This window comes from Streptomyces sp. NBC_01275, assembly GCF_026340655.1.
In the GTDB taxonomy this organism is placed as follows: Bacteria; Actinomycetota; Actinomycetes; order Streptomycetales; family Streptomycetaceae; genus Streptomyces.
Genome location: NZ_JAPEOZ010000001.1, coordinates 2484448 through 2505556 on the forward strand (window position 1 = coordinate 2484448; position 21109 = coordinate 2505556).

Genomic DNA, 21109 nt, shown 5'->3' on the forward strand with positions numbered 1-21109 from the left:
TGCTGCCCCGCAAGGAAGTCAGAGGAGTTCCATGGGACGCAACATACGTAAACGCCGCTCGTCGATGGCCAACAAGGCCATAGCCGCATCGGCGGCCCTAGCGCTCGGTGGGGGCGGGCTGATCTGGGCGAACTTCTACGCTTCGGCGCACGAATCGACCAGCTCGGGTCAGAACTCGACCAAGGCCGCCACCGCGGCTGCGCAGGTCACCACCATCTCCTGCCCGGACGTGGGGCAGAAGCTGACGAACGTGCCCGAGAAGGCACGTCAGGGCGTGGCCACCGAGCTGGCGAACCTCGACAAGCAGATCACCGAGGCCTACACCCGCCTCGCCTCGACCCGCCAGGCTCAGACCAACGACGCCGGGTTCGTCCAGAACGCGATCGTCGGCCCTCTCAAGGAGAAGCGCGCCGCCACGATCGACCGAATCCGGATCGACATCCAGCGCGTCGGCGGTCAGTTCAACACGGCGCTGAGTTCTCTCGCGGCCTGCACCACGCAGGCGGCCAATGCCAACACCAACGCCGGCCAGGCGGGCAACGGTCAGCAGAACAACGGCCAGAACAACAATGGCCAGAACAACAACGGCGGCCAGCAGAACAACGGCGGTGCTGCGCAGGCCGGCGCCAACGGCCAGGGCGGCAACGGCCCGACCGCGGCGGACTTCGTGGACATCACCAAGGTCCAGGCCAACGCCCAGCTCGGCGTGGGCGCGAACGGCCTCCCCGCGAACGGCAACACCGGTTCCAAGGGCAGCTTCACCACGAAGTGCGGCACCAACGGCAACGACAACCACAACACGGACAACGTGATCGTGGCCCCCGGTGTCACCAACGGCGCGCACCACCTGCACGACTACGTCGGCAACCAGAGCAACGACGCCTTCGCGAGCGACCAGGAACTGGCGGCGGCCCAGACCAGCTGCCAGAACCAGGGCGACAAGTCCTCGTACTTCTGGCCGGTGCTGCGTGTCCAGGACGGCTCGCAGGACTTCGACCAGAACAACGACGGCGGCGGCAAGGAAGGCAACGTCGGCAAGATCCTCCAGCCCGCCCAGGCGCAGCTGAAGTTCGTCGGCAACAAGAAGGGCGCCGTCGTCGCGATGCCGACCGCCCTGCGCATCATCACCGGTGACGCCAAGGCCTTCGTCAACGGCAACGCCAACGCCAACGTGAACTGGAGCTGCACCGGCTTCGAGAACAAGGTGCAGCTGGAGACCCAGTACCCGATCTGCCCGCAGGGCAGCCAGGTGGTGCGCACGACCAACTTCCAGAGCTGCTGGGACGGTCAGAACATCGACAGCGCCAACCACCGCACGCACGTGGCGTTCGCCGCCGCCGACGGCACCTGCGCCAACGGCTTCAAGGCGATCCCGCAGCTCCAGGTCCGTCTGGTCTACAACGTTCCGACCCCCACCATCCAGAACGGTGTGGTGAAGAACGCCTACGCGGTCGACACCTTCCCGGAGAACCTGCACAAGCCGATCACCGACCACAACGACTTCATCAACTTCTTCTCCACGAACCTGATGAACAAGATGGTCAACTGCATCAACACCGGCAAGAAGTGCCAGTGACGGCCTGCCCGTAGCAGCCTGAACGCCCGGCACGAACGCTGAAGGCCGGCGGTGAGGATTTCCTCACCGCCGGCCTTCAGCGTTGCCGCGTTGCCGCGGAGGTGTCAGTGCGCGGAGTGTCAGTGCGCGGAGTGCGACGCGCTCGCGGACGGATCGTGCGACGCGTGCGCCGAGTGGTCCGTGCCCTCCTCGATGTCGCCGCCGAGCGTCTTGCGCAGCGTCGTCACCGTGGTGGTCTCCTCACCGACGACCACCCACTTGCGGCCGACCAGATAGTGGCCGCCGTAGTCCTTGGCGCCGTTGAGCCACTCGCGCTGGCCGCGGTCGGTGGCGAAGGTCAGCAGAAGGAACTTGCCCGCGGCCGTCTTGCAGATGGCCTGACGGAGTTCGTCGGCGTCGGTCTGCATGTTCGGCGTGCACTTCACCTCGGCGGCCAGGTGCTCCAGACTGCCGGTCGCCGTCACCGGGACGGACACCTCGGCCTTCTGGGATCCTCCGGAGCCGCACCCCGCCAGCATCAGCGCCGCCGCGGCGGCGGCCGCCGCGAGCATCGGTCGGGTCACCTTCATCAGTCCTCCCTGCAAGAGCCTCGTTCTGGATACGGCTCCCGCGTGCGGTCCGCTCAAAATACCGGTGAAATCCGGGCACGGGCGTGCGAAAGTGTGCTGGTGAACCAAGACTGGGAAGATCGCGTGACGGCCGCCTGGGCCACCTTCGACGACTATCCGGAGGAGAGGGCGGCGGAGTTCCGGGCCGTGATCGACGCCCTCGTCGCCGAACTGCCCGAGCACAGCGCGCTGGGCCCCTTCGAGCAGGCCTGCGCCTGGGACTCCACCGGCCACTCGGACCGGGCGGTCCCGCTGTACCGGGAGGCGCTCGCCCGGGGCCTCGACGGCTACAAGGGCCGCCGCGCCAAGATCCAGCTCTCCAGCTCGCTGCGCAACACCGGCCGGGCCGAGGAGGGCGTCAAGCTGCTGACGCCGGAACTGGACGGCCCCTCCGACGAGTTGGACGACGCCGTCCGCGCCTGCCTCGCGCTCTGTCTGTCGAGTCTGGGCCGCGACCGCGAGGGCCTGTCCCTCGTCCTGGGCGCCCTGGCCCCGCATCTGCCCCGCTACCAGCGCTCGATGGCCAACTACGCGCGCGCCCTGGTGGAACCGGAGGACTGACCTCACTCCGCGCCCGGAGGAGCGACCTCACCCGCGCCCGGAGGCTCGGCCCACCCGGGCGGCGGTGACCATCCACCGTGTCGCTCGTTCTGCTGGACGTGCAGTCACAGGATGTCGCCCCCCGCCCCGCCCCCGGTTCCGGCGCCGACCGGATCGTCGACGTCGAGCAGGCCGAGGCCGCGCTCGTCGAGCACTATCCGCGCCTCGTCCGGCTCGCCTACCTGGTGCTGCCGCCGGGTCTCGGCCGGGGCCGCCGCGTCCTGACCGCCCACGCCCTCGCCCAGCGCGCCCTGCCCCGCGGCCGCGCCTCGGCCCCCGTCATCCCGGCCCAGTCCACCGGCCGCGACGGCGACCCCGGCTATGCCTACGTCCGCCTCCAGGTGATCCGTACGGCGCTGGAGGCGGGCCTGCCGCTGCGGCGCCGGGCGTGGCCCCGGCGCGCCCAGCTGCCGCCGGTGCTTCCGCAGGTGTGGGGGCTGCGGCTGTTCCCTCGCTCCGGCGGCGCCGACGAGCTCGCCCTGGACCAGCGGCTGTCCGCCCTCTCGGGCCCGGCCCGCGCGGGCTACGTCCTGCGCGGTCTGGAGAAGCTCCCCGACGGCGACGTGCGCAAGGTGCTGGCCGAGGCGGGCGTCGAGGACGTGGAGGAGGCGCTGCGCGAGGCCGACGAGGTGCCCGCCGCGCAGTACGCGCTGCTCGACTCCCCCGAGTTCGACCCCTGCTCCCTGCAGGCCCGGCCCACCGATCTGATGCGCCGCCGCCAGCACGCCCGGGCCGCGCTCGCCGCCGCGGCGGCCCTCGCCGTGTGCGGTGCGCTGGTCGCGCTGCCCGGCGGCGGCTGGGGCCCCGACGGCGCGGCCGCCCCGGCGTATGCGAAGAACCCGGCCGCCGAGGCGGCTCTGGACCCGGGCCGGCTGCTGAAGGTCTCCCCCGTCGCCTGGAAGACCTCCGCGCGCACCGACTTCTCCGTCTGGCCCGCACGCGGCGGCCTCACCCACGACACCGCGCTGCTGCGCCGCGCCCTCGCCGTCTGGGCCCGCCCCGGCGAGCGGGTCCAGGTCTCCGCCACCCCCGACACCCCCTCCGGCGGCCCCGCGGGCCCGCCCCAGCTCCTCTACGCGGGCGCCGCCGACAACGCGCGCGTGGTGATCCTCTACGACGGTCTACGCATCGCCCGGTACGCCGAACCGAAGGACGGCACGGCCGGGGCCGCGCTCGACTTCGCGCGCGTCGACGGCGCGAGCGGCGCCGAGTCCGGCGCGCTGGTGCTGAACCGGGCCGACGGCAACGTCCGCTATCTGACGGCCCCCTGGGTGACCGAGGCGGCCGAGCGGGACCTGTCGAAGCCGGGCGCCGGAGTGATGGACCTGACGCTGACCGACGGCATCACCTCGCCGCTGGCCAGCCCCGCCACCCGGACCGGGACCTGCACGACGTGGAACGTGCTCCAGCTCACCGACGCCTCCGGCGCCCACCTGCTGAGCGACCTCGGCGAGCTCGTCCCCGCCCGGCTCACCGCGGGCCGGCCGACCGCGCCGAAGGAGGCGACGGGCGCGGCGGCGCTGCGCACCTGGGCGCCGTTCGCCTGCTCCCTGGCCGATGTGCGCGGGCAGGGTGTGCGGACGGTCAACGCGTGGGCGTACGCACGTCAGTCGCTGCCCGACGCGAGCGGCTCGGCGCAGTGGGTGTGCACGCGGGCCGAGACCTGGCGGGGCGACGGGAGCCGGGTGCTGGCCCAGTTCCACACCCCGGGCGGGCTGTTCGGGGCGGTCGCGGCGAAGGCCGGGGACGTGCCGGCGTGCGGGCCGCGCGATCCGCAGGTGCTGGCCGGCGTGCTGTGGAAGTCGGAAGGCGGTTCCTGGTATCTCCTCGCGGCCGGCGACAAGAACACCGGGTCGATCCGCACGACGGGCGCGGTGAAGGGCTCGGCCGAGGGCAGTCTGCTGGCGGTGCGCACGCGGCAGGGGGCGCAGGCGGGCCTCAAGGGCACGCTGAAGAACGGGCGTTCGGTCACCGGGCTGCACTGATCCGGCCAAGGGGCTTCACCCTCGCCCTACCCATCAGTACATTGACGTCATGTCTAACAAGCCGGGGTCCAACAAGCCGGGGTCTGGCGAGCCAGGGTCTGCCAAGCAGGGCGAGCGCGTCCCGCTCACAGCGCGGAAGGTGTCCTTCTCCTGGGAGGACACTCCCCTGCACTGGGTGCCGGGAGACCCCTTCACCACGCACACCGTCAACGTGCTGCACCTGCTGCTGCCGGCCGGCGAACGCTGGTTCGTGCACGTCTACCGGCAGGTGCTGCCGTACATACGGGACGAGCGGCTGCGCGAGGACGTCATCGGGTTCATCGGCCAGGAGGCCATGCACTCCCAAGCCCATGACGAGGTACTGCCGCATCTGAAGGAGCAGGGGCTCGACCCGACGCCGTACACCGCGCAGGTCGACTGGCTCTTCGAGAAGCTGCTCGGCGACCGCACCCTCCCGCCGGGGCGGGCCCGGAAGTGGTGGCTGATGGAGCGGGTGGCGCTGATAGCGGCCATCGAGCACTACACCGCGTTCCTCGGCGACTGGGTCCTCAACGCCGACGCCCTGGACCGGCGGGGCGCGGATCCGACCATGCTGGACCTGCTGCGCTGGCACGGCGCGGAGGAGGTGGAGCACCGGTCCGTCGCCTTCGACCTCTTCATGCACGTCGACGGCGGCTACCGGCGGCGGGTGCGCACCTGGGCGACCGCGTTCGCGACCCTGGTGTTCCTGTGGCAGCGCGGGGCGCGCTTCTTCATGGAGAACGACCCGACGCTCGTCGACGGCCGCGCCTCCTTCCGGGCCTTCTACGTCCGCGGCAGACGCGGCACGCTGCCCGCCACCGGCGCTCTGCTGAAGTCCGTTCCCCGCTATCTGAGCCGCGGTTACCACCCCTCGCAGGAGGGCTCCACCGAGCAGGCCGTCGCCTATCTCGCCTCCTCCCCCGCCGCGCTGGCCGCGCTCGCCGCGGAGAAGGGCACGCTCTGATGCCGAACCTGCCGAACCTGCCGAAACTGCCGAAACCGCTCGCCCTGGCCGCCCTCGCCGGAGCCGCGCTGCTCGCCCGGCGGGCGATGCGACGTCGGATCCAGGCCTCGCCGCTGTGGCCGATGCCCGCCCTGGAGGAGCCGGTCTCCGGGCGGCCCCGGTCGCGGGCGCTGCGGCTGACGGTGACCTCGCGCGAGACGGTCGCCGAAGGGGTCGTGCGACTGCGGCTGGAGGGGGTGCGGCCGGAGGGTGGGCGGCCGGAGGGTGGGCGGTTGCCGGGCTGGGAGCCGGGGGCGCATGTCGATGTGGTGCTGCCGTCGGGGCTGGTGCGCCAGTACTCGCTGTGCGGGGACCCGGCGGACGCCTCCTCCTACACGGTCGCCGCCCGGCTGGTGCCGGACGGGCGGGGTGGTTCGCGCGAGGTGCACGAGCAACTGCGGGAGGGGACGGAGGTCGAGGTGCGGGGGCCGCGCAACCGCTTCCCGCTCGTCACGGCGTCCTCGTACGTCTTCGTCGCCGGGGGCATCGGCATCACGCCGATCCTGGCCATGCTGCGGGCCCTGCCCGACGACGCCGACTGGCGGCTGCTGTACGCCGGGCGCACGCGGGCCTCGATGCCGTTCCTCGAGGAGATCGAGAAGCTCGGCGGGGGCCGCGTGACGGTGGTGGAGGGGCGGCCGGATCTCGACGCTTCGCTGGCTGATCCGCCCGAGGGATCGGCCGTCTACTGCTGTGGGCCGGAGGGGCTCATGGCTGCGGTGCAGGAGCGGGCGCCGGGGGTTCGGCTGGAGCGGTTCGCGGCGCACGCCCTGCGTGGCGGCGAGGCCTTCGAGGTGGAACTGCGGCGCAGCGGAAGGGTGTTGACGGTCCCCGCCGACACGTCCGTACTGGCCGCGGTACGCGCCGAGCTGCCGGACACCGTCTACTCCTGCGCACAGGGTTTCTGCGGAACCTGCCGACAGCGGGTGCTGGAGGGCGAGGTGGACCACCGGGACGAGCTGCTGACGGACGCGGAACGCGGTGACTCGATGCTGATCTGCGTCTCGCGTGCGCGAAGTGGGCGACTGGTGCTGGACATGTGAGTGAGTCGGGTGAACACCTGGGCCGATCCGGTCCGTTCGCGTCCGGATCCGATCGGTAGGGTGTTCGTATGACTACCGGGGTTCGTCGCAGAATGGGAGTCGAGGAGCGTCGGCAGCAGTTGATCGGCGTCGCCCTCGAACTGTTCGCCCAGCGTTCGCCCGACGACGTCTCCATCGACGAGATAGCCGCGGCCGCCGGCATCTCCCGCCCCCTCGTCTACCACTACTTCCCCGGCAAACTCAGCCTGTACGAAGCCGCGTTGAAGCGGGCGTCGGAAGACCTGGCGCAGCGGTTCGTCGAACCGCACGAGGGGCCGCTGGGGGCCCGGCTGCTGCGGGTGATGCGCCGGTTCTTCGACTTCGTCGACCAGCACGGCCCCGGTTTCTCGGCCCTCATGCGCGGCGGCCCGGCCGTGGGCTCTTCGGCCACGAACGCGCTCATCGACTCCGTGCGCCAGGTCGCCTACGAACAGATCCTGTCGCATCTGGGCATCACCGATCCGCCCCCGCGCCTGGAGCTGCTCGTCCGGTCCTGGATCTCGCTCGCCGAGTCGACCGCGCTGATCTGGCTGGACGGGCGGCGCATCCCGCGCGAGGAGCTGGAGGTCAAGCTCGTGCACGACTTCGCCGCGCTGACCGCCGTGACGGCGGCCTACGACGACGAGCTGCGCGCGCTGCTGCACCCCATGCTGGGTGGCGAGCCGGCCGACGGCCCCTTCGGGGACCTGGTCAGCCGGCTCATCGCACTGGCGTCCTGAGCGGTCTTCTCAGCCCTCGAACTTGCGGTACGACGGGTCCAGGTCACGCACCTCGGCGGAGGCGTGCAGCGTGAACCCGCCGTCCGCCACATGCTCACGCAGCAGCCCCAGGACGGCCTCGGTCAGCTTCACCTTGGTCTCGTCCGTGCGGCCGGCCAGCAGACCGAGCGTGACGTGGACGACGGCGTGGCCGTCCTCCTCGTAGCCGAACGCGGTGTCGTCGGCCCGGCGGAACAGGGTCTTGCAGGCCTCCGGCTTGGCGGCTGCGATCTCGACCACCGAGGTGTGCAGGGCCCGCGCGAAGGCGGCCCGGTCGAAGCCGGGGTCCATCGCGGCCGAGTAGTCGACGGTGATCTGCGGCATGAGCTCTCCTGTTCGAGGTCGGTGCGCTCACCTTAACCGGCTCCCCCGGTCAGGGCAGGCGCGAGAACACCGCGACCGTACGCGCGGGCGCCGTGAAGGCGCCCGAGGCCCGCTCGAACCGTGCCGCCTTCACCACCGGGTCCGCGCCCGCCGCCTGCACCGGATGCAGCCGGTAGCCGGTTCCGGCGAGTGCGCCGACGGTCTGCCGCTGTGCGGTCGGCGTCGCGTTGAACACGACGACCAGGTCGCCCAGCTCCATGGTGATCACCCCGGGCGTCTCGTCCGTCCCGGACAGCGGGAAGGAGAGCGCCGACTGCACCCGTGCGGCCGTGCCGAGGGAGAACGCCTGCTCCGTCGTACGGATCCTCAGCAGGTCCCGGTAGGCGGCGGAGGCGTCCTCGATCTGGGGGCATCCGACCTTGACGGACGTCAACAGGGGTTTGGCGTAGGGCCACTTGGAGGCGTTGTCGACGGCCGGAGGCAGCCCGCGCCCGAAGCCGTTGCCGTCCGCGCAGTTCCAGTGGATCGCGTTGAACCAGTCGCCGCTGTCGTAGGAGTTGCGGTCCAGGGACTTGGAGCGCAGCAGGTCGGAGCCCGCCTGGGAGAGCGCGGGGCCCTGGGAGAGGGCGGCCGTGGCCATGGCGAGGACCTGCATCCGGGCCCGGTCGGACGCGCTCGTGGAGGCGGGCAGCTTGTAGGTCAGCGCGTCGAACAGCGACTCGTTGTCGTGGGCGTCGACGTAGGCGAGGGCGTCGCCGGGCGCGTCCGCGTATCCGGCGGGCTGGCCGTTGTAGTCGACCTCGCTGCCGGTGACCGAATCGCCGTCGACGTCCGTGAAACGGTAGCCCGCCAGATTTCCGGAGAGGCCGACCTTGATGAGGTCCTGGTAGTGCAGGAGGCGGGCCTTCTGCTCGGCCGAAGTGCCGTTCGCCGTGGACGCGTTGGGGTCGGTGTACAGCCCGGACGCGAAGCCCTGTACGCCGGGGTCGGAGTCGAACGGGCTGCCGCCGCGCACGGCGTCACGGGCCCGGTCGGAGAAGGTCGCGATGCCGGTGCCGGCCATGTTCTTCTGCGTGGCCTGCACGAAGCGGGCGTCGTCGGCGACCTCGCCGAAGTTCCAGCCCTCGCCGTACATGATGATCTTCTTGCCGTCGACGCCGTCCTTCGCCGGGGTCAGTGCGTCCAGCGCCTTGCGTACGGCGAGGATGTTGGCCTTCGGCTGGTGGCCCATGAGGTCGAAGCGGAAGCCGTCGACCTTGTACTCCTTGGCCCAGGTGACGATCGAGTCGACGACCAGCTTGCCCATCATGGCGTTCTCGGTCGCCGTGTTCGCACAGCATGTGGAGGTCGCCACGCTGCCGTCGGCGAGAAGCCGCTGGTAGTAGCCGGGCACGATCTTGTCCAGGACCGAGTGGTCCGCCTGTCCGCTGGCCGCCGTGTGGTTGTAGACCACGTCCATGACGACCCTGAGACCGTCCTCGTTCAGCGACTTGACCATCTTGCGGAACTCGACGGTGCGACCGGCGCCGTCCGGGTCGCCGGCGTACGACCCTTCGGGGACCGTGAAGTGGTACGGGTCGTAGCCCCAGTTGTAGGCGTCCTTCGCGGCGACGGCCGCCACGCATTCCTGCTGCTTCTCGGAGTCGGCCGCGTAGGAGGCGAGGTCGCAGTCGGTGGCCGACTGCCCGGAGGTCTTCTCGGGGATGGTGGCGATGTCGAAGGCGGGCAGCAGATGCACGTACGACGTACCGGACTTGGCCAGCTCGCGCAGATGCTTCGAGCCGTCGCTGTTCTTGTCGGTGAAGGCGAGGTAGGCGCCCTGGTCCTTGGTGGGGACCGTGTCGTCCGCGACGGAGAAGTCCCGGATGTGCAGCTCCTGGATCTCCGCGTCCTTCAGCGCCACCGCCTTGGGCTTCTTCAGGCTCGACCAGCCGTTCGGGGCAAGGGACTTGTCGGCGAGGTCGACCAGGAGGCTGCGCTCGGAGTCGGCGGTGAGGGCGACCGAGTAGGGGTCGGTGACCTCGTTGGCGACGATCTTCCGTACGGTCGGCGCCCACACCTTCACGACGTACCGGTACGGCTTGTTCTTCCAGGAGGCCGGGCCGGTGACGGACCAGACGCCGGTGGCGGCGTCACGGCTCATCTTCTTCGGCGACCCGTCGAGATCCAGCGACACGCTCTGTGCGGTCGGGGCCCACACGGCCAGTGTGGGACGGCCGTTGCGGAAGATGGGGCCGAGGTCGGCCTTGGTCGCGTCGTACACGTCGTCGAGTACGCCCGCGATCTGGACTCCGGTCGCGGCCGACACAGCGCCGTTTACGGCCCGTTGGGAAGCGACCAGCTGCCCGTTCAAGGCCTCTCGTATGCGATCTCGGTCACGTGGGTCGACGGACCAGGCCGTGTAGTCCTTCAGATAGGGGAACTTCGCCTTCTGGGCATCCGTGAGCGCGGTCTTCGACAGGCGCAGCCACCGCTCGTCGTCGCTGGTCAGCGTGGAGTCCTTGACGGCGATCGAACCGTCTCGGGAGTACACGAGCTGGGTCGAGGCGGCCGCGTCGGAGCCGTTCCAGGCGACTGTGTCCCGGTCGATCCAGACCGCCTTGGAGGTGGTCAGGTCGAGGGCGGCCGCGCTGCCCGCGGGCTGCGGCAGGAGGTGCTTCTCCTGGCCGTCCAGGAGCCAGACCTCGTAGCCGTCGGACTTGAGGTCCAGGGACTGGTCGGCGGCGAGGTCCTTCTCGTCGCCCTTGTGGATGATGTAACTGAGGCTGGTCGCACCGGCGTTGAGCGGCACCTCGAAGACCGCGCCATAGGCGTCGGTCCTCACCGGCTGCAACGGGCTCGACCAGTCCGTGGGACTCGCGGCTCCCGTCCAGACGTGCAGGCCCCAGCCGGTGTGGTCGCCGTCGGCGCGGTGGTAGTGGATGACCGCCTTGGCGGTGTCCTGCGCCGGGTAGTCCGGGCGTTCCGTCTGTACGGTCTCCTTGCCCTGCTCGATCCAGACCTCTCCCGTCTTGGTGAGGTCGATCGAGCGGTCGGCGGAGACGTCCTTGTTCCCGTCCTTGTCGATGACGAGGAAACCGACGTTCGAGGCGCCGGCCTTCAGCTTGACGTAGGCGAAAGCGCCGTACGCGTCCCGGCCGACGAACGGGTGGCTCGCGGGCCAGGTCGTCGACTCTCCGTCGGCGAGGTCGCCCCAGGCGTACAGGCCCCAGTCGTCGTAGTCGCCGTCGGTGCGCTTGTAGTGGACGATCGCGTAGTCACGGGAGGAGGCCGTGGGGACCTCTTCGGCGGGCGGGGCGCCGGAGGTGGAGGCGGCCGTCGCGCTCGCCGTGTGCCCGGCCGAGTCGATCACCACCGCCTTGTAGCGCAGGGCGGTTGCGGCCGGTACGTCCTTGCCGATGGTCTGCGTGACCTTGTACGGGGCGTGGTCGGCGGAGCCCAGCGTCTGCCATGTGCCGTTGCCGGTCTGGGCGGCGAAGACGACCCGGTTGAGCCGGCCGCCCGCGACGTCGGCGCTGAGCTCGACGGTGCCGGTGGCGCCGGCGTCGGGGGCCTCGAGGGCGATCGTGGGGTGGGTCGTCGGGTTGGCGAGGGCGCCGGACGCCTTGAGGACGACCGCGGAACCCGCGGGGACGGTGACGGTGACCTTGTTGTCGGCGTCGCTCGTCACCGTGCTCGACGTTCCGTAGATCCCCCGGTATGCCATGTCCGGCGACCCGGTCGCGAAGGTCGCCGTCCTCGCCGTGTCGGCGTTGTTGAAGGCGACGACGTACTCCGTCGTGTCGCCCCTGCCGTCGACCCTGCCGTCGCCCGTGCGGGAGAACGCGTAGACGCCGGGGCCGTCGGCCGCGTAGCGCTCGGTCTGGACGCCGTCGGTGAGGGCGGGGTTGGCCTTGCGGAGCTTGGCGAGTGCGGCGATCTGGCGGTAGAGCGGGGCGGCCGGGTCGTAGGCGTCGCTCGCGTGGGTGCGGGTGGTGCCGATCTCGTCGTCGTCGAGGTAGTCGGCGACCTTCGAGGCGAACATCGTCTGGCGGGCGTCCTTGTCGCCGCCGGAGCCGGTGAAGCCCTGCTCGTCGCCGTAGTAGACGACGGGGTTGCCGCGGCTGAGGAACATCAGCTCGTTGGCGAGCCGGTCCTTGGCGAGCAGCTCGGCGTCGGTGGCCTTCGGGTTGTCCTGGTTCAGGAAGTACCCGATGCGGCCCATGTCGTGGTTGCCGAGGAAGGTGACCTGCTCGTAGGCGTTGGCCTTGTCGGTCGTGTACTTGTAGTCGTCGCCGAAGACGGAGGCGAGCCGCTGCGCGCTGCCGCCCTGCGAGGCGTACTGGCGGGCCGCCTCCTGGAAGGGGAAGTCGAGGGTGGCGTCGAGGCGGCCCTGGGTGACGTACGGGGAGGTGATGCCCGTGTCGGCGGAGTACACCTCGCCGAACATGAAGAAGTCGTCGCGGCCCTGCTTCTCGGCGTACGCGTCGAGGGCGGTGGCCCACTGCGTCCAGAACTCCATGTTCACGTGCTTCACGGTGTCGATCCGGAAGCCGTCGATGTCGAAGTCCCGCACCCACCGCTGGTAGATCTTCTCCATCCCGCCGACGACCTCGGGACGTTCGGTCCACAGGTCGTCGAGCCCGGAGAAGTCGCCGTACGTCGTCGACTCGCCGGCATACGTCGAGTCGCCGCGGTTGTGGTACATCGTCGGGTCGTTGAGCCAGGACGGGACCTTGGCGTTGTTCTTCGCGGCGGCGACCGTCGGCGTCCGGGGGAAGGAGTCGGCGTCGACGGCGGGGAACCTCGTCTTCCCCTCCGCGTAGTCGGCGTCGTCGAAGGGCTCGCCGTCCTTGGTCAGGTAGGGGAAAGCGCCCTTGGCGAGGTAGTCGTAGGACTTCTCCTCGTAGTCGACGACGTCGGCGGTGTGGTTGGTGATGACGTCGAAGAAGACCTTCATCCCCTTGGCGTGCGCCTTGGAGATGAGGGTCTCGAGGTCCTTGTTGGTGCCGAAGTGCGGGTCGACCTGGGTGAAGTCGGTGATCCAGTACCCGTGGTAGCCGGCGGAGGCTCCCCCCGTGCTAAACGCCTGGGAGGTACCCCCACTCCCCGTCCCCTGCACGGGCTGGTTCTTGAAGATCGGGGCCATCCAGATGGCGGTGGTGCCGAGCCCCTTGATGTAGTCGAGCTTCCTGGTCAGGCCCTTGAGGTCGCCGCCCTGGTAGAAGCCCTTGTCGGTGGGGTCGTAGCCGGTGGTGAGCCGTGAACCGGTGAGCCCGCCCTCGTCGTTGCGGGTGTCGCCGTCTGCGAACCGGTCCGGCATGACGAAGTAGAACTGCTCGCGGGTGTCGTCGTGCCGGGCGGGCGCGGCGGCGAGCCTCGCGTCGGAGGGGGGCGGGGGCGGGGCGTCCGCCCGGGCCGCGAGGGGGTGCACGAGCGCTGCGGCGAGCGCGACGACGGTGACGGTCGCGACCCGTCCGGCAGGGGCGGTGCGGCGACTCGGGGGCGCCGGCCATCTCGGTGTCACAGGCGGGGACTCCTTGCGATTGCGGCTCAGTTGGGTCCGACCCGGCGCGACCGTATCGCTAACGAAAGGTTTACAGCAAGAGTCTTGAAACTCATGGAAAGAACTTTCACGGCGGACCTTGACGGCTCTCCCCAACTGGCCCACGCTCACCGGTTGTTGAATCCAGATCCTTCCTTTCGGAGCCGCCATGACCATCGGACCCCGCCCCCCGAGCGTTCTCCAGCGCACCGCGACCGCCGCGGCCGCCGCCGCACTGGCCCTGGCAGGCGTGATCGCCCTGCCCGCCGCACCGGCCCACGCCGACGCCACGACCTCCGGCGACGTGATCGCCAACCTGTGGGAGTACAACTGGAACTCGGTCGCCTCCGAGTGCACGGACGTGCTCGGACCGGGCGGCTACGGCGCGGTCTGGGTCGCCCCGCCCGCCGAGTCCCTCAAGCAGTCCAACTTCTACTGGTGGGACGTCTACCAGCCGTACTCCTACGACCTGACCGGCCGCTTCGGGACCGCGGCCCAGTTCGCGTCGATGGTCACCGCCTGCCACACCGCGGGCGTCAAGGTCTACACGGACGCGGTGATCAACCACACCGCCGCCCAGACCGGCACCGGCTACAACGGCACGACGATCACCAACAAGTACGACACCCCGAACTGGGACCCGGGCGACTACCACACGTCCGCGGAGTGCAACGACTCCGACCTGATCATCGACGACTGGTCCAACCTCAGCGAGATCCAGAACTGCGAACTGCTGGGCCTGCCCGACCTGGAGACCGAGGACGACAACGTCCGCTCGGGCATCGCGGCCTTCCTCAACAAGCAGATCGCCCTGGGCGTCGACGGCTTCCGCATCGACGCGGCCAAGCACATCCCGGTCACGGACCTCAACGCGATCTGGGCCAGGCTGAACACCACGACGTCGGGCTCCGCGCCGTACATCTTCCAGGAGGTGTACCCGGGTTCGACGCCGGCCGCCTCCGACTACTACGCCTCGGGCGACGTCCTGGACTTCACCTACGCGAGCAGGCTGAAGTCGGCGTTCCAGGGGAACGTGAGCGATCTGTCCTCCCTGGAGAGCAGCGGCATCCTCCCGGCCGCCAACTCGGTGTCCTTCGTGACGAACCACGACACCGAGCGCAACGGCCTGCACATGAGCTACAAGGACGGCGACGCCTACCGGCTCGCCAACGTCTTCGAGCTGGCCTACAAGTGGGCGACCCCCACGATCTACTCGGGCTTCGAGTGGTCCTCCTCCGACCAGGCCCCGCCGAACTCCAGCGGCTTCGTGACGGACACGAACTGCTCCAGCGGCTGGTACTGCCTGCAACGCGACACCGCCATCGCAGGCATGGTGAAGTGGCACAACGCGGTCGGCTCGGCGGCGGTGACCAACTGGTCCACGAAGTCCTCGAACGTCATCGGCTTCGGCCGCGGCACGGGCGGCTACATCGCCCTCAACAACGGTTCGTCCGCGGCGACTCACACCTTCGCCACCGGAATGGCCGACGGCACGTACGCCAACGTCGTCGACAACGGCACGACGACCGTGACGGTCTCCGGCGGCAACGCCACCCTCACCGTCCCGGCGAAGAGCGCGATCGCCTTCTACGACGGCGCGTTCACCCCGTGCACGGCCTGCGAGCCCGACGACGGCGGGTCGACGTCCACGGTGAGCGCGACCTTCGGCGAGTACGCGTCGACGACGAGCGGCACGAACGTCTACGTCGTCGGCTCGATCGCGGCGCTGGGCGGCTGGGACGCGTCCAAGGCCGTCCAGCTGTCGTCCGCCGGCTATCCGATCTGGTCGGGGTCGGTGAACGTGCCGATCAACACGTCGTTCGAGTACAAGTACATCAAGAAGGACTCGGCCGGGAACGTGACCTGGGAGTCCAACGCCAACAGGTCGGCCACGAGCACGACTTCGGCGCTCACCCTGAACAACTCCTGGAACGTGGCGAGCGCGAGCGCCACCGACGTCACCTTCAACGTCACCGCCACGACGACCCTGGGCACCGATGTCTACGTCGTCGGCTCCCTCGCCTCCCTCGGCTCCTGGAACACGGCCGACGCGATCCCGCTCTCCTCGGCCGCCTACCCGACCTGGAGCAAGCTCGCCATCGTCCCCCGGAGCACGTCCTTCGAGTACAAGTTCATCAAGAAGGACGGCTCCGGAAACGTGACATGGGAGTCGGGCACGAACCGCTCGTACACGACGGGCACTTCCTCCGGCTACGTCACGGCCGACACCTGGAAGTAGCGGCGGCTCAGCAGCTCGACTTGCCCGCGTAGATCGCCAGCGCCGTATCGGCCCCCAAGGTGGCGGTGAACTGCCCGCTGGAGTTCACCGTCACCGTCGTGCTGTTCTGCACGTTGCAGTACGTCCCGGCGGGCAGGGAGGTCTGGTAGGTCCTGCTCAGGCTGCCGGTCTCGTGGTTGATCGCCACAAAGCCCTTCGCGCCCCGCCCGAAGGCGATCGCGTCGCCCCCGTCGTCCCACCAGTTCGTCATCGACTCGCCCCGGGTGGCGTTGCGGAAGGCGACCATGGACCTGATCTCCGGCCAGGCGTGCTGGCACTTCCATCCGTCCTGCCAACAAGCGCTCACGGCACCGCTGTTGGGAGGTCCGGCATCCGTGTCCGACCACTCGTAACCGGAGTTGACGTCGGGTGCGCCGTACGGATGGGCGAGCATGAAGACGTTGGCGAGGGTGTAGCTCGCGCCGTCCTTGTAGTTGAGCGTGGAGCCGTTGCGCTCGGTGTCGTGGTTGTCGACGAAGACGCCGGCGACCGAGCTGCTCAGATACCCCCAGCCCTCGCCGTAGTTCTTCAGGTAGGCGAGGTTCTCGTTGTTGAAGACCCGCTTGAGGTCATAGGCGTAACGGAACTCCTGGACGTCGCCGTTGCCCGTGTACTCGGTCGGCTGGACGGCCTCTCCGCTGCCGTAGATGACCTCCTGCTTCCAGTACGCGCTCGGGCTCGTCAGCCGCGACTTGATGTTCGCCAGGTCGGCCGTGTCGATGTGCTTGGCCGCGTCGATGCGGAAGCCGTCGACGCCGAGGGTGAGCAGGTCGTTCATGTAGCCGGCGATCGCGGAGCGGACGTAGCTCTCGTTCGTGTCCAGGTCGGCGAGGCCGACCAGTTCGCAGTGCTGGACGTTCCAGCGGTCGCTGTAGTTCGTGACCCAGGAGGTGCAGTCGTCGAAGTCGTAGGAGGAGTACAGGCCCGGGTAGTCGTACTTCGTGTACGACGAGCCGCCGGTGCCGGTGCCGCTGCCCGCCGCCATGTGGTTGACGACGGTGTCGACGACGACCTTCACTCCGGCCGCGTGACACGTGTCCACCATGCTCCGGAAGGCCGTACGGTCCCCCAGCCGCCCGGCGATCTTGTAGCTGACCGGCTGGTACGACGTCCACCACTGCGAGCCCTGTATGTGCTCGGCGGGCGGGGAGACCTGGACGTAGCCGTAGCCGGCCGGGCCGAGGGTGTTCGTGCACTCCTTGGCGACCGAGGCGAAGTTCCACTCGAAGAGCACGGCGGTGACGTCCTTGACGCCCGGCGGGGAGGCGTGGGCGGCGGTGGCGGGGGCCGTGAGGACGGTCGCCGCGGCGAGGGCGAGGGCGCCCGAGAGGGCTCTGGTTCTGGCCATGGGGGGGTTCCTTCTCCGTTGAAGGTTCTTGCTGCAAGTTTTATGAAAACTTGCGGTTGCGCAGATGTTAAAGGCCCGCTGCCTGAAAAGGCAGCGGGCCGGAGGAAGTTGATGAAAGAAGTTTCAGGAGGGTCCGATCAGACGGGCCCGGTCAAGGCGGCCCGTCAAGACGGGTCCGGTCAGGCGGTGGCGAACCAGACCGTCGTGTCCGCCGGCACCTTCGCCTCGCCGCCGTCCGTCTCGCTCACCTCTCCGCTCGCGAGCAGCACCCGCCCGTACGCCGGGGTCGTCACCGACTCCTCGCCGGTGTTCGCGACGCACACGAACTCCCCGCGACGGAAGGCGAGTACGCCCTCCGGGGCCTTCAGCCACTCCACCGAGTCGCCCGCGCCCAGGTCGGGCCGGGCGCGACGGATGCGGAGCGCCTCGCGGTACAGCTCCAGGGTCGAGTCGGGGACGCCTTCCTGCGCCTCGACGCTCAACTCCGCCCAGCTCGACGGCTGGGGCAGCCAGCTGCCGCCGCTGCCGAAGCCGTACGAGGCGCCCGCCCGGGTCCACGGGATCGGGACCCGGCAGCCGTCACGGAAGCCGTCCTGGCCTGCGCCGCGGAAGTACGCCGGGTCCTGGCGCACCTCGTCGGGCAGGTCGACGACGTCCGGGAGGCCGAGTTCCTCGCCCTGGTAGACGTACGCCGAGCCGGGCAGCGCCAGCATCAGCAGCGTGGCCGCTCGTGCGCGGCGCAGGCCCAGCTCGCGGTCGCCGGCGGTGCGGATCTGGGTGCCGAGGCCGGGCGGGTTGGCGAAGCGGGTGGCGTGGCGGGTGACGTCGTGGTTGGACAGGACCCAGGTGGCGGGCGCGCCGACCGGGCGCATCGCCTCCAGGGTGCGGTCGACGACCTCCCGCAGCTCCCGCGCGTCCCACTCGGTGGCCAGGTACTGGAAGTTGAAGGCCTGGTGCAGCTCGTCGGGACGGACGTAGTTCGCGGTGCGCTCCACGGTCGGCGTCCACGCCTCGGCGACGAAGATGCGCTCGCCCGAGTACTCGTCGAGGATGAGACGCCACTGGCGGTAGATCTCGTGCACGCCGTCCTGGTCGAAGAACGGCATGACATCGTTGCCCAGCAGCTTGAGCTGGTCGTGGGAGCCGAGGTCGGGCAGGCCGTGCGCCTTCACCAGACCGTGGGCCACGTCGATGCGGAAGCCGTCGACGCCCATGTCCAGCCAGAAGCGGAGGATGGAGCGGAACTCGTCGCCGACGGCCGGGTGTTCCCAGTTGAAGTCGGGCTGCTCGGGCGCGAAGAGGTGGAGGTACCACTCGCCCGGGGCGCCGTCGGGCTCGGTGACCCGCGTCCAGGCCGGGCCGCCGAAGATGGACTCCCAGTCGTTGGGCGGGAGTTCGCCGCTCGCGCCCTTGCCGGGACGGAAGTGGTAGCGGTCGCGCAGGGACGAGCCGGGACCTTCGCGCAACGCCCGCTTGAACCACTCGTGTTGGTCGGAGGAATGGTTCGGGACCAGGTCGACGATGATCCTCAGCCCGAGGTCACGGGCGTCGCGGATCAGCGCGTCGGCGTCGAGGAGGTTGCCGAACATGGGGTCGACGGCGCGGTAGTCGGCGACGTCGTAGCCGGCGTCGGCCTGCGGGGAGGCGTAGTAGGGGCTGAGCCACACGGCGTCCACGCCGAGGTCGCGCAGATACGGGAGGCGGGAGCGTACGCCTTCCAGGTCGCCCATGCCGTCGCCGTTGCTGTCGGCGAAGCTGCGCGGGTACACCTGGTAGATCACCGCGTCCCGCCACCAGTCGCGCCGCTTGGCGACGGTGGCGACGGCCGCTGCGGACCGTGTGGTGGGGGCCGGGGCTGCGGAGTGCTGCTGGCTCATGGCGTCCTTGGAACGTGTGGGAGCGTGTCGGAACGTAACTGGGTTGCTGGCATGGGATGTGCTCAGCCTTTCGTGCCGCCCGCGGTGAGGCCGGCCACCAGGTTCTTCTGCACGAGGTAGAAGAACGCGGCGGCGGGTATCGCGATCAGCACCGCGGTGGCGGCCATCAGGTTGCGCTGGGAGTCGTGTTCGCTGACGAAGGTCTGCAGGCCGACGGCGAGCGTGTACTTGTCGTCGCTGAGCATGAACGTCGAGGCGAAGGCGACCTCGCTGAAGGCGGTGAGGAAGTTGTAGAAGGCGGCTACCGCGAGGCCGGGCTTGGCGAGCGGGAGGATCAGCCGGAAGAAGGTGCCGAACGGGGTGAGCCCGTCGACGCGTCCCGCCTCGTCGATCTCGAAGGGGATGGTGTCGAAGTACCCCTTGAGCAGCCAGGCGCTGTACGGCACGACCGTGGTGCAGTAGACCAGGATGAGGCCGAAGTAGTTGTCGATGAGCTTCAGGTCCGAGAGGATCTGGTACATCGGCACCATCAGCACGGCGACCGGGAACATCTGGGTGACCAGCAGCACCCACATGAACTTCCGGTAGCCGGGGAAGCGCATGCGGGAGACCGCGTAGCCGGTGGTGGCGGCGATCAGCACGCCGATGGCCGTGGTGCCCAGCGTGACGATGAGCGAACTCGTCAGCCAGTCGAAGAACTTGGTGTGCTGAAGGACGAACGAGTAGTTGTCGAACGTCATCTTGTCCCAGATGCCGCCGGGGTGCAGGTAGTCGTCCTTGTCCGGGCCGAGGGACAGATAGACCAGCCAGCCGATCGGGAAGAGCGCGATCAGGCTCGCGACGATCAGGATGCCGTGCGAGACGAGGGAGCCGGCCAGGCTGTTCTCGCCGCGACGCCGGGGCCGGTCGGGCCGACTGGCGACCGCGGTCGTCGTAGTCGTCGTCGTACTCATGGGAACTCCTGCCTCAGATCGCGAGCTGCTGCTCGTTGCGGTTCAGCCAGCGGCGGTAGAACGAGGTGAAGACGATCAGGATGGCCAGCAGCAGGATGCCGTAGGCGGCGGACTGGGCGAATTCGCGTGGCTGCTGTCCGAAGCCGAGGAAGTACGCCCAGGTGACGAGGATCTGCGCGTCGGGGGCGGTCTTGCCGAACAGCAGGAAGATCACGGCGAACTGGTTGAAGGTCCAGATCACGCCGAGCAGGACGACGGTGGAGCTGACGGACCGCAGACCCGGCAGGGTGACGTACCGGAAGCGCTGCCAGGCGCTGGCGCCGTCCATCTCGGCAGCCTCGTACAGCGATCCGTCGATGGACTGGAGGCCGCCGAGCAGCGAGATCATCATGAACGGCACTCCGCACCAGGTGTTGACCATGATGGCGGCGAACCGCTGCCAGAAGGTGTCCTCCAGCCACAGCGGCGACGGCAGATGCAGTGCGTCGAGCGCGGAGTTGAGGATGCCGCCGTCCGCGAGCATGAACCGCCAGCCGAAGACGGTGACGAAGGTGGGCACGGCCCACGGCAGCACCAGGATCATCCGGTACAGGGTCCGGCCGCGCAGCTTCTGGTTGAGCAGCAGCGCGAGGCCGAGGCCGATGGTGTAGTGCAGTGTGACGCAGGCGGCCGTCCACACGATCGTCCAGATGAAGTGCGACCAGAAGCGGTCGTACGCCGTCGGGCCCCACAGGATGTCGGCGTAGTTGTCCAGGCCGATGAACTTGTAGGTGGCGTCGATGTGGTTGACGCCGATCGTGCGCGCGCTGTTGAGGCTGTCGGCGTCGGTGAGCGTCAGATAGAGGCCGTACACCAGGGGATAGAGCACGAGGACGCCGAGGACGATCACGACCGGGGCGATCATCGCGTACGCGTACCAGTGCTTCTGGTAGCCCTGCTTCAGGCGCTGCGCCGGCCCGGGCCGGGGCGCGCGCTCACCGCGGCGCTTGCCGGTCGCGCGGTCGATGGCGACTGTCATGGTTCGACACCTTCTGGAAGTTCAAGGGGGTGTACGGCTCAACGGGTCTACGGCGTAAAGGTGTACGGCGTAAGGGTGTACGGCTCCCAGGCGTGCGGGAAGAGCCGGTGACCGCCGGATCGCTCCCCCCGTGCTGTGGGCGCTCCGGCGGTCA

The 21109-nt window shown here is 69.5% G+C and carries 14 protein-coding genes; 7 read left to right on the forward strand and 7 right to left on the reverse strand.

The window, feature by feature from the left end; all coding sequences use genetic code 11:
* The first annotated feature begins 31 nt into the window (after positions 1 to 31).
* The gene (locus OG562_RS10750; protein ID WP_266396168.1) at positions 32 to 1576 is read left to right on the forward strand and encodes a DUF1996 domain-containing protein; all 1545 of its coding nucleotides are present in this window, start codon (positions 32 to 34) and stop codon (positions 1574 to 1576) included.
* Positions 1577 to 1695: 119 nt separating this feature from the next.
* Here OG562_RS10750 and OG562_RS10755 read toward each other — a convergent pair whose 3' ends face one another.
* Positions 1696 to 2145 carry a hypothetical protein gene (locus OG562_RS10755; RefSeq protein ID WP_266396170.1) on the reverse strand — a complete coding sequence of 150 codons (450 nt, stop codon included), beginning with the start codon at positions 2143 to 2145 and terminating at the stop codon, positions 1696 to 1698.
* A 99-nt stretch (positions 2146 to 2244) separates the two neighbouring features.
* Here OG562_RS10755 and OG562_RS10760 point away from each other — a divergent pair, with 99 nt between their 5' ends.
* The 5 genes from OG562_RS10760 (at position 2245) to OG562_RS10780 (ending at position 7594) form a co-directional block, all read left to right on the forward strand.
* Entirely contained in the window at positions 2245 to 2745 is a 501-nt protein-coding gene (locus tag OG562_RS10760) for a tetratricopeptide repeat protein (protein ID WP_266396172.1), read from the forward strand.
* 98 nt (positions 2746 to 2843) lie between these two features.
* Complete coding sequence (locus OG562_RS10765; protein WP_266409175.1) at positions 2844 to 4769, forward strand: hypothetical protein; 1926 nt, start codon at positions 2844 to 2846, stop codon at positions 4767 to 4769.
* Positions 4770 to 4818: 49 nt separating this feature from the next.
* Positions 4819 to 5754: a metal-dependent hydrolase gene (locus tag OG562_RS10770; RefSeq protein WP_266396173.1), complete on the forward strand. Its 936-nt coding sequence runs from the start codon at positions 4819 to 4821 to the stop codon at positions 5752 to 5754.
* Positions 5754 to 6836 carry a PDR/VanB family oxidoreductase gene (locus OG562_RS10775; RefSeq protein ID WP_266396174.1) on the forward strand — a complete coding sequence of 361 codons (1083 nt, stop codon included), beginning with the start codon at positions 5754 to 5756 and terminating at the stop codon, positions 6834 to 6836. The genes OG562_RS10770 and OG562_RS10775 overlap by 1 nt, the downstream gene beginning before the upstream one ends.
* Before the next feature lie 68 nt (positions 6837 to 6904).
* Positions 6905 to 7594 (forward strand): TetR/AcrR family transcriptional regulator, encoded by a 690-nt coding sequence (locus tag OG562_RS10780; RefSeq protein ID WP_266396176.1) that lies wholly within the window; start codon positions 6905 to 6907, stop codon positions 7592 to 7594.
* Between the two features lie 9 nt (positions 7595 to 7603).
* Here OG562_RS10780 and OG562_RS10785 read toward each other — a convergent pair whose 3' ends face one another.
* Positions 7604 to 7957 (reverse strand): 5-carboxymethyl-2-hydroxymuconate Delta-isomerase, encoded by a 354-nt coding sequence (locus OG562_RS10785; RefSeq protein ID WP_266396177.1) that lies wholly within the window; start codon positions 7955 to 7957, stop codon positions 7604 to 7606.
* Positions 7958 to 8006: 49 nt separating this feature from the next.
* On the reverse strand, positions 8007 to 13463 hold the full coding sequence (gene pulA / locus OG562_RS10790) for a pullulanase-type alpha-1,6-glucosidase (RefSeq protein WP_266396179.1): 5457 nt from the start codon (positions 13461 to 13463) through the stop codon (positions 8007 to 8009).
* Positions 13464 to 13650: 187 nt separating this feature from the next.
* On the opposite strand from pulA, the gene OG562_RS10795 reads away from it, so the two are divergent.
* Complete coding sequence (locus tag OG562_RS10795) at positions 13651 to 15720, forward strand: carbohydrate-binding module family 20 domain-containing protein (protein ID WP_266396180.1); 2070 nt, start codon at positions 13651 to 13653, stop codon at positions 15718 to 15720.
* Between the two features lie 7 nt (positions 15721 to 15727).
* Here the strand turns inward: OG562_RS10795 and OG562_RS10800 are convergent, their stop codons facing one another.
* The 4 genes from OG562_RS10800 to OG562_RS10815 all read right to left on the reverse strand — a co-directional run bounded on the left by OG562_RS10800 (position 15728) and on the right by OG562_RS10815 (position 20955).
* The gene (locus OG562_RS10800; protein WP_266396182.1) at positions 15728 to 17107 is read right to left on the reverse strand and encodes an alpha-amylase family protein; all 1380 of its coding nucleotides are present in this window, start codon (positions 17105 to 17107) and stop codon (positions 15728 to 15730) included.
* Between the two features lie 179 nt (positions 17108 to 17286).
* Positions 17287 to 18984, reverse strand: coding sequence for a glycoside hydrolase family 13 protein (locus tag OG562_RS10805; protein WP_266396183.1), 1698 nt, complete (start codon positions 18982 to 18984; stop codon positions 17287 to 17289).
* A 62-nt stretch (positions 18985 to 19046) separates the two neighbouring features.
* The gene (locus OG562_RS10810) at positions 19047 to 19937 is read right to left on the reverse strand and encodes a sugar ABC transporter permease (RefSeq protein ID WP_266396184.1); all 891 of its coding nucleotides are present in this window, start codon (positions 19935 to 19937) and stop codon (positions 19047 to 19049) included.
* Positions 19938 to 19950: 13 nt separating this feature from the next.
* Positions 19951 to 20955: a carbohydrate ABC transporter permease gene (locus OG562_RS10815; protein ID WP_266396185.1), complete on the reverse strand. Its 1005-nt coding sequence runs from the start codon at positions 20953 to 20955 to the stop codon at positions 19951 to 19953.
* Positions 20956 to 21109: the final 154 nt, after the last annotated feature.